The following is an 801-nucleotide window of genomic DNA, read 5'->3' as shown; positions in this document are numbered from 1 at the left end:
CCGCACGGGTACCTACAATTGCTGTAAACATAGAGGTTAAAATACCAATTGCTAGGGTTACCGCAAAGCCTGCAACAGGACCGGTACCAACAGCAAACAAGATAATCGCCGCAATTAATGTGGTGATATTGGCATCAAAAATAGTACTAAAGGCACTATCGTAACCAAAATGAACCGCTTGTTGAGGGCTGCGGCCATCAGCGAGCTCTTCACGAATACGCTCAAATATAAGTACGTTCGCATCAACAGCCATACCCACGGTTAATACAATACCTGCGATACCCGGTAGGGTAAGCGTTGCACCTGGAATTACGACATTACACCAATAATAAGTACTAAGTTGGCAGCCAGTGCGATATTCGCAACAAGACCAAAACCTTTGTAGTAAATAAGCATAAAGGCCAGTACAAATGCAAAACCTAAGGCTACAGCGGTCATAACTGCTTCAATGTTTTCTTGACCTAGGCTTGGCCCAACAGTACGTTCTTCTACTATTTGAATAGGCGCAACCAGCGCACCCGCACGAAGTAGTAAACTTAAGTTATGTGCTTCAGCGGGGTTATCCATACCGGTAATACGGAATGAACGGTCAAGACGCGCTTGAATGGTTGCTACGTTAATCACTTCTTCCACTTTAATCGGTGGAAGTGCTTTACCTTCGCTATCTTTTTTACCCGATGGCTTGTACTCAATAAATACGGTAGCCATACGTTTACCAATAGCACGTTTGGTGAAGGCATTCATTTTTGCCCCACCTTTACTATCGAGTTTAATGCTTACTTGTGGACGCTGGTACTCATC

1 pseudogene is annotated in these 801 nt (G+C 44.2%); it reads right to left on the bottom strand.

From position 1 onward, the window contains the following. Positions 1-801, bottom strand: a pseudogene (secD, locus tag PSH48_RS20670) (protein translocase subunit SecD); the annotation flags it as partial.

This window comes from Pseudoalteromonas sp. Angola-4, assembly GCF_028599265.1.
Classification (GTDB): Bacteria; Pseudomonadota; Gammaproteobacteria; order Enterobacterales; family Alteromonadaceae; genus Pseudoalteromonas; species Pseudoalteromonas atlantica.
The sequence above is the reverse complement of the archived record's forward strand: the minus strand, read 5'-3'. Positions and strand labels throughout refer to the sequence as shown.